A 12965-nucleotide genomic window follows, 5' to 3' on the forward strand; every position below is an offset into this window, starting at 1 on the left:
CGAGGACGGCAAGGAAGAAAACCCCGTCAACCTCGACCCGCGCATGGCCAAGCTCGCCGGCGGCGTCCACCGCCTCGACGGCCAGCTCATGGTCGTCCTCGACGTCGACCGCGTCCTCGAGCTCGCACCCGAGATGATGGCGGCCTGATACGGCGGCATTGCCGCCGAGGGACTTGCGATTGGAAGTGCCCCCGCAAAGGGGAAGAAAGCAGAGGTTCACATGCGAACTTGTCTCGTCGTCGATGATTCCAGCGTCATCCGAAAGGTTGCGCGCCGGATCCTGGAGGGGCTCGACTTCCAGATCCTCGAAGCCGAGGACGGTGAGAAGGCGCTGGAGGCTTGCAAGCGCGGCCTGCCCGACGCGGTGCTGCTCGACTGGAACATGCCGGTCATGGATGGCTACGAGTTCCTCGGCCATCTCCGGCGCATGCCCGGCGGCGACCAGCCCAAGGTGGTGTTCTGCACCACCGAGAACGACGTCGCGCATATCGCGCGCGCGCTGCACGCCGGCGCCAACGAATACATCATGAAGCCGTTCGACAAGGACATCGTGACGGCGAAGTTTCAGGAAGTCGGCCTGATCTGAGCGATCGCCCGGAGGCTGAACGGATCCTTCGGCGTTTGTTTTCAACTGAACCGTTTCAGTCTGAGTTGGTGGGTAATGAGTGTTGCGTTCGCAGGTAATTCGACCACGGGCACGTCGCGCGAAACCGGGCCGCTGCGGGTGATGATCGTCGACGACTCCGTCGTCATCCGCGGTCTGATCTCGCGCTGGATCGGTGCCGAGCACGACATGGAGGTCGCGGCCTCGCTGCGCACCGGGCTCGAGGCGGTCAACCAGCTCGAGCGCATCAATCCCGATGTTGCCGTGCTCGACATCGAAATGCCCGAGCTCGATGGCCTCTCGGCGCTGCCGCAACTGCTCGCCAAGAAGCGCGATCTCGTCATCATCATGGCTTCGACCCTGACCCGCCGCAACGCGGAGATCAGCTTCAAGGCGTTGTCGCTCGGCGCGGCCGATTACATTCCCAAGCCGGAATCGACGCGTGAGGCGTCGGCCGCGGACATTTTCCATCACGACCTGATCCAGAAGATCCGCCATCTCGGCGCGCGGTTGCGTCGCAAGTCTGCGGTTGCGAGCCCGCCGCTGGCGCCGGCGAGCCCGGCTCCGGTCGCGCGCAGTCCTGTCGCGCGGCCTGCCGCGCCTGCGCCCGCTCCGGCCCCCTCGTCAGGCTCGGTGTCAACGCGTCCGTTCTCGACCCAGACGCCCAAGGTGCTGCTGATCGGCTCCTCGACCGGCGGCCCTCAGGCACTGATGGCGCTCGTCACCGAGCTCGGCCCCGTGATCGATCGCTTCCCGGTGCTGATCACCCAGCACATGCCGCCGACCTTCACCACCATCCTGGCCGAGCATCTGGCGCGCTCGAGCCGCCGGCCGGCGGCCGAGGCGGTCGACGGCGAGCCGGTGAAGCCGGGACGGATCTACCTCGCACCGGGCGGCAAGCACATGCGCATCACGCGCAGCGGCGCCGATCCTGTGATCGCGCTCGACGACGGCCCCGCCGTCAATTTCTGCAAGCCTGCGGTCGATCCGCTCTTCACCTCCGCCATCGACGTCTGGCACGGCAACATCCTCTCGGTGATCTTGACCGGCATGGGCTCGGACGGCATGCGCGGCGGCAAGGACGTCGTCGCGGCCGGCGGCAGCGTGATTGCGCAGGACGAAGCCTCCAGCGTGGTCTGGGGCATGCCCGGCGCGGCGGCCAATGCCGGCATCTGCGCGGCGATCCTGCCGCTCAACCAGATCGGCGCCAAGGTCAACCGCCTGTTCGCGGGAGACCGCTCGTGACGCCCGCAGATTACGACTATCTGCGCAAGTTCCTGAAAGAGCGCTCTGGTCTCGATCTCTCCGCCGACAAGCAATATCTGGTCGAGAGCCGGCTGCTGCCGCTTGCCCGCAAGGCAAGCCTTCCCGGCATCCCCGATCTCGTCCTGAAGATCAGGAACGGCGACGGCCGCGTTGCGACCGACGTGGTCGAAGCGATGACCACCAACGAGACGTTCTTCTATCGCGACAAGATCCCGTTCGATCACCTGCGCGACACCATCCTGCCGGGCTTGATCCAGGCGCGTGCGGCGCGCAAGTCACTGCGCATCTGGTCGGCGGCCTCCTCGACCGGGCAGGAGCCCTATTCGATCGCGATGTGCGTCAAGGAGATGGGCGCGGCTCTCGCCGGCTGGCGCATCGAGATCGTCGCTACCGATCTCTCGCAGGAGGTGCTGGAGAAATCCAAGGCCGGCCTCTACAGCCAGTTCGAGGTGCAGCGCGGCCTGCCGATCCAGCATCTGGTGAAATACTTCACGCAAACCGGCGAGCTCTGGCAGCTCAACGCCGACATTCGCGCCATGGTGCAGTTCCGCCAGCTCAATCTGCTGCAGGACTTCTCCCATCTCGGCACGTTCGACGTGATCTTCTGCCGCAACGTGCTGATCTATTTCGACCAGGACACCAAGGCGGTGATTTTCGAGCGCATGGCGAAGGCGATGGAGGCCGACGGCACGCTGCTGCTCGGAGCGGCCGAATCCGTCGTCGGCATCACGGACGCGTTCCGGCCCATCGCCGATCGCCGCGGCCTCTATCAGCTCAACCCCGCTCGCTCCGGCCGTCCGATGGGCGGATTGATGCCGCCGTCGCTCAAGATCGCCGCGACGAGGTGATTTTTCTTCCTTCTCCCCTTGTGGCGCGAAGCGCCGGATGAGGGGTTGCTTCAGCAAACTCAAATCGTGAGAGATCGGCTCGTGGAGAGAGACCCCTCACCCGTCTCGCCGCTCCGCGGCGAGCCACCCTCTCCCACAAGGGGCGAGGGTGAAGAGGAGCGCACCCTCACAAAATCGCATGCGGGAGAAAGCGCGAGCGGTTGCCCGTGATCGGGCTCTCGTCCTCGCGGATCGATATCCCGCAGGGCTCGTGGTTCACCAGCCAGCTTCCGATCACCGGATAAAAGCCCGAAAAGTTCGGCAGCGGTGCCAGCGCCTGGCGCACGAAGCCTTCGGCGCCGTACGGCCCCGTCTGCTCGTCGAGTGGCATGCCGCCGGAGACCAGCGTGACATTGGCGCCTTCGCGCGACAGCAGCGGCTTGCGCACATAGGACGTGCCGAGCTCGGCGGCGCGCGGATCATCCTCGAAGAAGGCCGGCAGCAAATTGGGATGGTTCGGAGACATCTCCCAGAGCAGCGGCAAGATGCCCTTGTTGGAGAGCACCGCCTTCCACGGCGGTTCGATCCAGCGCGTCGGAGCATCCTTCAGCTTTGCGCCGAAGGTGTCCTGGAACATCCATTCCCAAGGGTAGAGCTTGAAGGCGAGCGCGATGTCGTTCTCGCCGAGATCGACAAAGCCGCTGGCCTCGTCGCGCCAGCCGACCTGCTCGATGTCGAGCAGCGTCGTCGAGAGTCCTGCCTGGCGCGCGGTGTCTTCGAGATAAGCGAGCGTGCCGGCGTCCTCTTCGTTGCCGGTGATCCCTGTGAGATGGAGGTGACGGCTCCCAGCGATCTCCTTCCATGCCGCGATCAGCCGCTCGTGGATGGAGTTGAATTGGTCGGCACGCGAGGGGATGACACGGCGTTCGATCGCCTGTTCGAGCCAGGTCCATTGGAACACCGCGGCCTCGAAGATCGAGGTCGGCGTGTCCGCGTTGTATTCGAGCAGCTTTGCCGGCGACCTGCCGTCGAACCTCAGATCGAGCCGGCCGTAGAGGCTGCGGTCGTCGCGCTTCCAGCTCTCGGCAATCAGGCCCCAGAACGCTTCCGGAATCTTCAAGCGCCGCAAGAAGCGCTCGTCGCCGATGACGCGGCCGGCAAGCTCCAAGCACATCGCGTCGATCTCGCCGGTCGGCGCCTCGATGCTGCGCTCGATCTCGTCCAGCGTGAAGCCGTAATAGGCGCGCTCGTCCCAATAGCGCTCGCCGTCGATGGTGTGGAAGACGAAGCCGCATCGTGCCGCGGTCTCTCGCCAGTCGTCGCGCTCCAGGCAAGTGATGCGCTGCATGGATCAGCCGCCGCCCGAGAAGCCGTGGCCGAACGAGCCGAAGCCGCCGCGGCTGACACTGCTGTGGCCGGAATCGGACGACGTGCCCGGCGACGAATGGCTCGATGAATCGCTGCCGTAGAAGCTCGATCGCGACGACCAGCGCGAGCTGCTGCCACCCGACGAACTGCTGCTGCTGGTGCAGGTCGTGGTCGTCTGCCCTGGCACGGCGCCGGGAGAGGGCTCGCAATTCTGCCGCGGCATCAAGGTGTAGGCGGTGGCGCCGACGGCGATCGTGCCCATCACCAGCAGCGCGACGTGGCCGGAGCGCTTCACTGGCTCCCTCGGCGGCAGCGGCAGGTCCGCCGGCAGGCGCGGCCGGCGCCTGCCAAACTCCTTGCTGGTGGGTTTGTCGGCCATATCACTTCGCTATCATGTCAGTAGATCATGCTGGCGGCGTTGAGGAGCCCCGCGGCGAGCGAGGACAGGCCGAGCCAGATCGCGGGGGCAAGCTCGCCGTCGTCGATACGCCTCGACAAGTCCGGCACCGGAACCTTGACGAGATAGAACACGATGACCTGCACGATGAGCGCGATCGTCGCCCAGATCAGGCAGTCCAGCACGTTCGCCGAATGCGCGATGGCGCTGACCAGCGGCGCCACGAAGCCGAGCAGGCTGAGCCCGAGCGCGATCGCCGCGGCCGGCTGGTTGTCGCGAATGAGCTGGAATTCGTTATGGGCCGTGATGCGGGTGTAGACGAACAGATAGGCCACGACCGCGATCAGCCCGGTGCAGAAATAGACCAGGAAGGCGGGCAGGCCGGCGAGTGATTGCAGGATCATCGTTCCCCCATCGTGCAGCGACCATTCGTCGGCAGGGGAAGGCTAGTGGTTCAAACGTTAAGCTTCCGATGAAGCGTCCCTCCAAAAACGAAAACCCCGCCATTTGCGGCGGGGTCCAGGCTGGGAGGAGCGAGCCTGACTGGGCTCGCGACGTAAACCCCAGGGATCAGGCGGGGATGCGCTCGTCGGCCTCGTGCGGCTCGCGCAGCACGTAGCCGCGGCCCCAGACGGTCTCGATGAAGTTGCGGCCCTCGGAAGCGTTGGCGAGCTTCTTGCGGAGCTTGCAGATGAAGACGTCGATGATCTTCAGCTCGGGCTCGTCCATGCCGCCATAGAGGTGGTTGAGGAACATTTCCTTGGTGAGGGTCGTGCCTTTGCGGAGCGAGAGCAGCTCCAGCATCTGATATTCCTTGCCGGTCAGATGCACGCGCTGGCCGCCGACTTCCACCGTCTTGGTGTCGAGGTTGACGACGAGGTCGCCGGTCTGGATGACCGACTGAGCATGGCCCTTGGAGCGGCGCACGATGGCGTGGATGCGGGCTACCAGCTCGTCCTTGTGGAAGGGCTTGGTCATGTAGTCGTCGGCGCCGACGCCGAGACCCTTGACCTTATCCTCGATGCCGGCGAGGCCGGAGAGGATCAGAATCGGTGTCTTGATCTTGGAGACCCGGAGCTGCTTGAGCACGTCGTAACCGGACATGTCGGGCAGGTTGAGATCGAGGAGAATAATGTCGTAATCGTATAGTTTACCGAGATCGACGCCTTCTTCCCCCAAATCGGTCGTGTAGACGTTGAAGCTCTCCGACTTCAGCATCAGCTCGATCGACTGCGCGACGGCGCTGTCATCTTCAATCAGCAAAACGCGCATGCCAGTTCCCCATAGTCGCCGCTCCTGGGCGTCAGGTCGGCCGCATTCGCGGCACTCAACAAAACGCCTTTGAACAACTGATTCGGATCCTGACAACAGATGGTTAACAAAGTCTGATTCTGGAACGCAAGTCCCCCCGGTGCAATTTTTGTCGAATCGCCCTAAGGTCTTGCGCGCGAAGCAGCTTTCGTCACCCGATTCCGTTCAAGTTCCACTTTAAGAGACGGGCCTAACCGACTCCCGCGACTCAGCCTTCTTCTGAAGGGGAGTCACGCTCAGTCTCAAAGACAGTGACGCAATGATTAATGATGCGGGTAAACACGAAGTTAAGCGCCGTTCAGAAATATGGCGAAACTTAAGGTTTTCACCGTGATGTCCCGGGATCACCGAAGGCGACCATCTCATGAGGATCCTCATATGAAGGCGCGCTGCTGATGAAGGCCCCCCTATGAAGGCGCTCCTATGAAGGCCCTTGCCGAACAGATCGGCGACATCGACGGCATCAACATCTATGGCCGCGTCGTCGGCGTTCGCGGTCTGATGGTCGAGGTGGCCGGCCCTATCCACGCGATGTCGGTCGGCGCGCGGCTGGTGATCGAGACCGGCGCCAACCGCACCATTCCGTGCGAGGTGATCGGCTTCTCCGGCAACAATGCCGTGGTGATGCCGTTCGCCGGCCTCGAGGGCGTGCGCCGCGGCTGCAAGGCGGTCATCGCCAATGCCGCCAATCAGGTGCGGCCGTCCGCGGCCTGGCTGGGACGCGTCGTCAATGCGCTGGGCGAGCCGATCGACGGCAAGGGGCCGCTGCCGCAGGGCTCTTCGCCGATGCCGTTCCGCAATACGCCGCCGCCCGCCCATTCGCGCAAGCGCGTCGGCAGCCCGCTCGATCTCGGCGTGCGCGCCATGAACACCTTCCTCACCTGCTGCCGCGGTCAGCGCATGGGCATCTTCGCAGGCTCCGGCGTTGGCAAGTCGGTGCTGCTGTCGATGCTGGCGCGCAACGTCGATGCCGATGTCAGCGTCATCGGGCTGATCGGCGAACGCGGTCGCGAGGTGCAGGAATTCCTTCAGGACGATCTCGGCGAGGAGGGCCTCGCGCGCTCGGTCGTGGTGGTCGCGACCTCCGACGAGCCGGCGCTGATGCGCCGCCAGGCGGCCTACCTGACGCTCGCGGTCGCCGAATATTTTCGCGACGAGGAAAAGGACGTGCTCTGCCTGATGGACTCGGTGACGCGCTTTGCCATGGCCCAGCGCGAGATCGGCCTGTCCGCAGGCGAGCCGCCCACCGCAAAGGGCTATACGCCGACCGTTTTCACCGAGTTGCCGAAGCTGCTGGAGCGTGCCGGGCCGGGATTGGGCGAGGGCGCCATCACCGCGATCTTCACGGTGCTGGTCGACGGCGACGACCATAACGAGCCGATCGCCGATGCCGTCCGCGGCATCCTCGACGGCCACATCGTGATGCAGCGCTCGATCGCCGAGCGCGGTCGCTATCCCGCGATCAACATCCTCAAATCCGTCTCGCGCACGATGCCGAAATCGGCCGATCCGCAGTTCTGGCCGGTCATCCAGCGGGCGCGCCAGGTCATGGCAACCTATGCCGACATGGAGGAATTGATCCGTCTCGGCGCCTACCGCGCCGGCTCCAGTCCCGAGGTCGACGAGGCCATCCGCCTCAACGAGCCGCTGGAAGCCTTCCTGCGCCAGCGCAAGGACGAAAAGGCATCACTCGCGGAGGGCTATCGCCAGTTGGCGCAAATCCTCGGCAATTTGGAAACGGAACGCTAACTTTGTCCGGTCATCATCCGATCCCACAGAGTAGCAGAGCCGGTCTGGGCCCCCATCGGGCCCGTGGGGTGACCGGTATCGTCCCACGTGCAGCGGGGGGACTTCTGGGGAGTACGAGTCGATGAAGTCACGAGATACCCTCATCCGCCTGAAGAAGTTTCAGGTCGACGAGAAGCGCCGCCGGGTCACCCAGATCGAGACCATGATCGCCGACTTCCAGCGCATGTCGGTCGATCTCGAACGCGAGATCCAGACCGAGCAGGAGCGCGCCGGGATCAACGATCCCTCGCACTTCGCCTACCCGACCTACGCCAAAGCCGCGATCCAGCGCCGCGAGAACCTGACCCGTTCGGCCGACGAGCTCAAGGGCCAGCTCGAGGAAGCCAAGGCCGCACTGGCCGAGGCCTTCGAGGAGCTGAAAAAGGTCGAGCTGCTCGACGAGCGCGACCAGGCCCGCGAGCGTGCCGAGGAGAACGCCCGCGAGCAGGCCGACCTCGACAGCATCGGCCTGATGCGTGCCCGCATCGGCGCCGTCGCCTGAGCCGCTAGACTAGCGCGAGATCATCCAGGAAATTCCAGAACCCGGACCCGCAAGGTCCGGGTTTTCGCATGCGCTGTCCACAGTGTGGCGCCGCGCCCCTTGGTGGTCGGCTTGGCTGCGCGCTATGGTGGTGCGGTGCCGAGGGTCTGCGCGGAACGCGACGGCCCGCGTGTTGGGGGGCTGAATGCTGACGCCAGCGGAGCTGGTCGGGTTGATCGAGGCGGTGGCGAAGGGCGATCAGGCCGCGTTCGAGCGCCTCTACGCCGCCACGCGCGCGAAACTCTATGGCGTCGTGCTCCGTATCTTGCGCAGGCAAGATCTCGCCGAGGAGGTCATTCAGGAGGCTTACGTCAAGATCTGGAACAGCGCCGGCCAGTTCAATCCGGCCCTGTCGTCGCCGATCACGTGGATGGCCTCGATCGCGCGTAACCGCGCGATCGATATCGTCCGCAAGAAGTCGGAAGCCTCCATTGAGGAAGAGCCTCAGGCGATGGAGGTTGCGGCCGAAAGTCCCGATCCGCTGGCCCGCCGCGAGATGACCGAGGAGCTGAAGCGGCTCCTGGAATGCATCGGCCGGCTCGAGCCGGACCGTCAGAGGCTCGTGCTGCTCGCCTATTACAACGGCTGGAGCCGGGAGCAATTGGCGGAGAAGTTTTCAGCGCCGGTCAACACGGTGAAGACGTGGCTGCGGCGCAGCATGCTGGATATCCGGGAGTGCCTCGGACTGTGATCGCTTGGATGATGAGGGTGGTTCTGGACTGCAATTGATGGCCTACACGGAGGACCATATCGCGCTCGCCGCGGAGTATGCGCTCGGGACGCTCGGCGCCGACGAGCGCGCGCAGGTCGAGACCATGATGGCGGTGGACCCGGCGTTCGCCGAGATCGTGCAGGCCTGGGCCTATCGGCTCGGCGTGCTCAACCAGATGGTCGGCTCGGTCGAGCCGCGTCCGATCGTGTGGGAGAACATCAGGGCGGAGATCGCGCGCACGACCGCCGCGCAGGAGCCGCCTGCGGCCGCCGAGGCTCCGCCACCGCCGGTGCCGGAGCCATCCTCGCCGGAGATTGCGGTGTCCTCGACCGAGAGTTCGCCACCGGCGCCGACGCCGCATCCCGACGCAGAGCAGCCCGAACCGCCGCGTCCCGAACCCGACGCGATCCCTGACATCGCGCCGCAATTCATCCCGCAGGTTCACGCTCCCGATCTCGACGTCGTTCGTACGCCGCAGGCGCCGGTGGTCGACGACGGCAATGTGATTCGGCTCGAGAGTCGTGTGAAGCGCTGGCGCTCCATCGCATCGGCCGCTGGCGCGCTTGCCGCCGCACTGCTCGTGACGCTGTCGCTGCAGATCTTCCTGCCCGAGGTGCTGCCGGGCGCCTTGCGTCCGCCGCCGCGCATCCAGACTGTCGAGGTGAAGACACCGGCCGCGCCGCTCGCCGCCTCCGCGCAATATGTCGCTCTGCTGCAGGGCCAGGGTGGCGGCCCCGCCTTCATCCTCACCGTCGACGGCGCGACGCGGAATTTCACGGTGCGGAAGGTCGGCGCGACGCCGGAGCCGGGCAAGAGCTTCGAGCTCTGGCTGATCTCGGACAAGCTGCCGCGACCGCGCTCGCTCGGCGTGATCGGCGCCGGTGATTTCACCGCGCGTCCGCTCCTCGCCTCCTACGATGCCGATGTCGTCAACGGCGCCACCTTCGCCGTCACCGTCGAGCAGGCCGGCGGCTCGCCCGACGGCCGGCCGACCTCGGCCCCGGTGTTTTCCGGCAAGCTGATCGAGACCGTGCCGCCGTCCCAGCCGCAGGCGCCCGCGCAGAAGTGATTCCGTAGCCCTGTCGCCACGGTCCATCCCGCCGTCGCAGCCCGACAAGTGCCCCCGAATCCGCCCCCGATTTGAACCTCCGCTCGCTCCGCGGCGTCAAATCCCCGGACTCTGAAGTCGGTGATGCCGGAAAGGGCGAGAAAATCAGATGGATGCAGCGAGAACGCCGGGCATCTTCCTTCACCAATATGCAGGCCTGCCGCACGGTCCGGCCTTCGAGCATTGGCGCGAGCGGGCCGTCGGTCGCTGCGGCCTCGATATCGGGCCGAGCCATGGCGACAGCATCGATTGCCGGCTGCAGATCAGCGTCGTCGACAACATCACGCTCGCCATTCCGGAAGGCGCCTCGGCGCAATATTCCCGCACGCAGAGCCACCTTGCTGACGGCAGTGACGATCTCGTCCTGATCGCGGCCCACGCAGGGCTCGTCCGCGTCGGGCAGAACGGCCACACCGTCGAGCTCGCGCCCGCCCAGATGGTGCTCGTCGACATGAGCGTGACCGGGACCGTCGGCCACACCGAGGCAGACCGCTTCACCACCATTCGCATGCCGCGCCGCGCGCTGCTCGACATCAGTCCGCGCGCCGAGGACAAGCTCTCGCAGGTGCTCATCGACGGCGCGGTCGTGGAGACCATCTTCCGCTACCATGCGCTCGCCGCCAATCATGCGCCGCATCTCGATGCCGTCGGCCAGCGCCTGACTGCGCAGCACATGGTCGATCTCGTCGGTCTCCTGCTCGGCACCGATGCCGAGCATGCAAGCCGCGCCCGCGGGCGGGGGCAGACGGCGGCGCGCCTCGACCTCATGCGCGCCGACGTGATGGCCGCGCTCGGCCGCAACGATCTCTGCCTCGCCGAAATTGCGACGCGCTCTGGCTTGAGCCCGCGCCAGGCCCAGCGCCTGTTCGAGCAGGCCGGCACGACCTTCACCGAATTCGTGCTGGAGCAACGCCTGCTCCATGCACGCAAGCTGCTCGGCGATCCCCGCGCCAGGATGCGCAAGATCAGCGACATCGCGCATTCCTCCGGCTTCTCCGATCTGTCCTATTTCAACCGCGCCTTCCGCAAGCGTTTTGGCGCGACGCCGTCGGAGTTGCGCGAGGCGTAAGTCGCGATTTTGTGCAGCGGCGCGGACGCCGCTACATTTGGCCGGAGCCTGCTGTTGAGCTAGTCTGTCTCTGCGGGCAGACCGCAGGTGTCCTCAGGAAGTGCAGTAGGCGGAGATGGCGCGTATCGTCGTGCTCGGCGCCGGGTTTGCGGGCTTGTGGGCGGCCGTCGGCGCCGCGCGCAAGCGCGAGGAGATCGGTGCGAGCGAGCGCGACATCGAGATCCGTCTCGTCGACCGCAATCCCTATCACAATATCCGCGTGCGCAATTACGAGGCCGATCTGACCGAGGTCGCGCTTCCGCTTCCGCCATTGCTCGATCCGATCGGCGTCAGCCACAGCGTCAGTGAGGTCGAGGCCGTCGATCCGGCCCGGCGCGAAATCTCGCTGGTCACCAGCGAGGGCGAGGAGACGCTGCACTACGACCGCCTCGTGCTGGCGCTCGGCAGCGCGGTGATGCGCCCCGATATTCCCGGCCTGGCCGCACACGCCTTCGACGTCGACACCTATGCCGCGGCGCTCCGCCTCGAAGATCATCTGGTTTCGCTCGGACGCAGCGTGCCGTCTCCGGGCCATTCAACGGTGGTCGTGGTCGGCGCCGGCTTCACCGGCATCGAAGTCGCAGCCGAGATGCCCGACCGATTGGCGCGTGCAGGGATCACCGGCAGCCGCCGCATCATCGTGGTCGATTCCAATCCGAGCGTCGGCGCCAGCATCGGCGCGCACGCGCGTCCCGTCATCGAAACGGCGCTGGCTTCGCTCGACATCGAGACGCGGCTCGGCGTGCGGGTCGCCGCGATCGACGCCGCGGGCATGCGCCTGAGCTCGGGCGAGTTCATTCCGGCGCAGACGGTGATCTGGTGCGCGGGGATGCGGGCAAGCCCTTTGGCGGCGAGCTTTCCCGGCGGGCGCGATCGCCTCGGGCGCCTGCTCGTCGATCCCTTGATGCGGGTGGCCGATGTCGGCGGCGTGTTCGCGGCCGGCGATGTCGCCTCGAGCGTGATCGACGGGCTGCATCCGACCGTGATGTCCTGCCAGTTCGCGCGGCCCATGGGCCGCTTCGCCGGCCACAACGTGGTCGCCGATCTCGTCGGCCTGCCCATGCTGCCGCTGCGGATCGACTGGTACGTGACCGTGCTCGACCTCGGCGGCTGGGGCGCTCTCTATACCGAAGGATGGAATCGCGAGGTCCGTGCCACCGGCGCGGCGGCAAAGGCGACCAAACAGACCATCAACCGCAGGCGCATCTATCCGCCGCTCTCGGGGCGCAAGGACGAGCTGTTTGCCGCGGCCGCGCCGACCGTGCAGGCGCCGCCGCCGACGTATGAGGCGGGGTAGATTTACTGAATGGTCGTTGGCAAATGACGGCTTCGCGCCTTGCTCCGTCATTGCGAGCAATCCAGATGTTTCCGCGGAAAGACTGTGGATTGCTTCGCTTCGCTCGCAATGACGAGGTCCAGACATGGGAAAGCGCCCGTGGGGGGCGGGCGCTTTCTGTAGTCGACTTGGGGTTGGGGTCGTCTACATATCCACGTGGCGACTTTGGGGGGCTGGTAAAGAGCCGCGTGAATTCACAAAACTCGTCAGATCTCCTTAGCGAACGAGGTTCGCGTTCGAACTGGTGACAACGACCGGCTTGCCGGCCTTGATGACGCGGGCGGTCTGGGTCAGGCCTTCATCCGAACCCGAGCGTGCCGTGATGCCGAAGCCAGCCACCGCGATCCCTGCGACGAGGGCGACGACCACGATTTTCAAATGGGTCGCGCGATCTGCGCTGTAGATCGAGTGGTTCATGGAAGCCTCCTGCCGCCATCTACCCGAAGTAGTCGCCGGCCGTTTGAGGCAGGTTCATGCTTCCGGTGCCCATCAACCTAGTATTGGGGGGATTCGTTCCCAAGGGGCCATCACAAGGGCGTGATATGACGTGATAGATCGCGATCAAAGGCGACCCTTGATCGTTCTTTTATATAATTATT

The 12965-nt window shown here is 65.5% G+C and carries 14 protein-coding genes and 1 pseudogene; 10 read left to right on the forward strand and 5 right to left on the reverse strand.

Going from position 1 to position 12965, the window contains the following annotated elements; translation table 11 throughout:
* The 4 genes and pseudogenes from P0R31_RS00005 to P0R31_RS00020 form a co-directional block, all read left to right on the forward strand.
* A pseudogene (locus P0R31_RS00005) lies at window positions 1–148 on the forward strand (chemotaxis protein CheW); the annotation flags it as partial.
* Between the two features lie 72 nt (window positions 149–220).
* Entirely contained in the window at window positions 221–586 is a 366-nt protein-coding gene (locus tag P0R31_RS00010; protein ID WP_007600538.1) for a response regulator, read from the forward strand.
* Window positions 587–661: 75 nt separating this feature from the next.
* Window positions 662–1849, forward strand: a complete 1188-nt coding sequence (locus P0R31_RS00015; RefSeq protein WP_275512319.1) for a protein-glutamate methylesterase/protein-glutamine glutaminase — start codon at window positions 662–664, stop codon at window positions 1847–1849.
* Entirely contained in the window at window positions 1846–2718 is an 873-nt protein-coding gene (locus tag P0R31_RS00020; protein ID WP_275512320.1) for a CheR family methyltransferase, read from the forward strand. Before P0R31_RS00015 ends, P0R31_RS00020 begins: the two co-directional genes overlap by 4 nt.
* A gap of 166 nt (window positions 2719–2884) precedes the next feature.
* Here P0R31_RS00020 and P0R31_RS00025 read toward each other — a convergent pair whose 3' ends face one another.
* From P0R31_RS00025 to ctrA, 4 genes are all read right to left on the reverse strand, one after another.
* Window positions 2885–4045, reverse strand: coding sequence for a glutathionylspermidine synthase family protein (locus P0R31_RS00025; protein ID WP_275512321.1), 1161 nt, complete (start codon window positions 4043–4045; stop codon window positions 2885–2887).
* A 3-nt stretch (window positions 4046–4048) separates the two neighbouring features.
* Window positions 4049–4444 carry a hypothetical protein gene (locus P0R31_RS00030; protein ID WP_275512322.1) on the reverse strand — a complete coding sequence of 132 codons (396 nt, stop codon included), beginning with the start codon at window positions 4442–4444 and terminating at the stop codon, window positions 4049–4051.
* Window positions 4445–4461: 17 nt separating this feature from the next.
* Window positions 4462–4866 carry a DUF350 domain-containing protein gene (locus P0R31_RS00035; RefSeq protein ID WP_275497279.1) on the reverse strand — a complete coding sequence of 135 codons (405 nt, stop codon included), beginning with the start codon at window positions 4864–4866 and terminating at the stop codon, window positions 4462–4464.
* A 166-nt stretch (window positions 4867–5032) separates the two neighbouring features.
* Entirely contained in the window at window positions 5033–5734 is a 702-nt protein-coding gene (gene ctrA / locus P0R31_RS00040) for a response regulator transcription factor CtrA (protein ID WP_016848562.1), read from the reverse strand.
* 462 nt (window positions 5735–6196) lie between these two features.
* Here ctrA and fliI point away from each other — a divergent pair, with 462 nt between their 5' ends.
* From fliI to P0R31_RS00070, 6 genes are all read left to right on the forward strand, one after another.
* Window positions 6197–7522, forward strand: coding sequence for a flagellar protein export ATPase FliI (gene fliI / locus P0R31_RS00045; protein WP_275512323.1), 1326 nt, complete (start codon window positions 6197–6199; stop codon window positions 7520–7522).
* Between the two features lie 121 nt (window positions 7523–7643).
* A complete protein-coding gene (fliJ, locus tag P0R31_RS00050; RefSeq protein ID WP_025032035.1) occupies window positions 7644–8063 on the forward strand; it encodes a flagellar export protein FliJ in 420 nt (139 codons plus the stop codon).
* Between the two features lie 184 nt (window positions 8064–8247).
* Window positions 8248–8793, forward strand: coding sequence for a sigma-70 family RNA polymerase sigma factor (locus P0R31_RS00055; protein WP_275512324.1), 546 nt, complete (start codon window positions 8248–8250; stop codon window positions 8791–8793).
* A gap of 37 nt (window positions 8794–8830) precedes the next feature.
* Window positions 8831–9883, forward strand: a complete 1053-nt coding sequence (locus P0R31_RS00060; protein WP_275512325.1) for an anti-sigma factor — start codon at window positions 8831–8833, stop codon at window positions 9881–9883.
* 148 nt (window positions 9884–10031) lie between these two features.
* Window positions 10032–10991: a helix-turn-helix transcriptional regulator gene (locus P0R31_RS00065; protein ID WP_275512326.1), complete on the forward strand. Its 960-nt coding sequence runs from the start codon at window positions 10032–10034 to the stop codon at window positions 10989–10991.
* Between the two features lie 115 nt (window positions 10992–11106).
* The gene (locus P0R31_RS00070) at window positions 11107–12327 is read left to right on the forward strand and encodes an NAD(P)/FAD-dependent oxidoreductase (RefSeq protein ID WP_275512327.1); all 1221 of its coding nucleotides are present in this window, start codon (window positions 11107–11109) and stop codon (window positions 12325–12327) included.
* Window positions 12328–12582: 255 nt separating this feature from the next.
* Here the strand turns inward: P0R31_RS00070 and P0R31_RS00075 are convergent, their stop codons facing one another.
* Window positions 12583–12783 carry a hypothetical protein gene (locus tag P0R31_RS00075; RefSeq protein ID WP_275512328.1) on the reverse strand — a complete coding sequence of 67 codons (201 nt, stop codon included), beginning with the start codon at window positions 12781–12783 and terminating at the stop codon, window positions 12583–12585.
* Window positions 12784–12965 lie beyond the last annotated feature (182 nt).

This window comes from Bradyrhizobium yuanmingense, assembly GCF_029167105.1.
In the GTDB taxonomy this organism is placed as follows: Bacteria; Pseudomonadota; Alphaproteobacteria; order Rhizobiales; family Xanthobacteraceae; genus Bradyrhizobium; species Bradyrhizobium yuanmingense_A.

What these genes read in the sequence shown, in the direction of transcription:
- P0R31_RS00010 (WP_007600538.1), top strand. Translation starts at nt 221, where the DNA reads ATGCGAACTTGTCTCGTCGTCGATGATTCCAGCGTCATCCGAAAGGTT.
- P0R31_RS00015 (WP_275512319.1), top strand. Translation starts at nt 662, where the DNA reads ATGAGTGTTGCGTTCGCAGGTAATTCGACCACGGGCACGTCGCGCGAA.
- P0R31_RS00025 (WP_275512321.1), bottom strand. Translation starts at nt 4,045, where the DNA reads ATGCAGCGCATCACTTGCCTGGAGCGCGACGACTGGCGAGAGACCGCG.
- P0R31_RS00030 (WP_275512322.1), bottom strand. Translation starts at nt 4,444, where the DNA reads ATGGCCGACAAACCCACCAGCAAGGAGTTTGGCAGGCGCCGGCCGCGC.
- P0R31_RS00035 (WP_275497279.1), bottom strand. Translation starts at nt 4,866, where the DNA reads ATGATCCTGCAATCACTCGCCGGCCTGCCCGCCTTCCTGGTCTATTTC.
- ctrA (WP_016848562.1), bottom strand. Translation starts at nt 5,734, where the DNA reads ATGCGCGTTTTGCTGATTGAAGATGACAGCGCCGTCGCGCAGTCGATC.
- fliI (WP_275512323.1), top strand. Translation starts at nt 6,197, where the DNA reads ATGAAGGCCCTTGCCGAACAGATCGGCGACATCGACGGCATCAACATC.
- fliJ (WP_025032035.1), top strand. Translation starts at nt 7,644, where the DNA reads ATGAAGTCACGAGATACCCTCATCCGCCTGAAGAAGTTTCAGGTCGAC.
- P0R31_RS00055 (WP_275512324.1), top strand. Translation starts at nt 8,248, where the DNA reads ATGCTGACGCCAGCGGAGCTGGTCGGGTTGATCGAGGCGGTGGCGAAG.
- P0R31_RS00060 (WP_275512325.1), top strand. Translation starts at nt 8,831, where the DNA reads ATGGCCTACACGGAGGACCATATCGCGCTCGCCGCGGAGTATGCGCTC.
- P0R31_RS00065 (WP_275512326.1), top strand. Translation starts at nt 10,032, where the DNA reads ATGGATGCAGCGAGAACGCCGGGCATCTTCCTTCACCAATATGCAGGC.
- P0R31_RS00070 (WP_275512327.1), top strand. Translation starts at nt 11,107, where the DNA reads ATGGCGCGTATCGTCGTGCTCGGCGCCGGGTTTGCGGGCTTGTGGGCG.
- P0R31_RS00075 (WP_275512328.1), bottom strand. Translation starts at nt 12,783, where the DNA reads ATGAACCACTCGATCTACAGCGCAGATCGCGCGACCCATTTGAAAATC.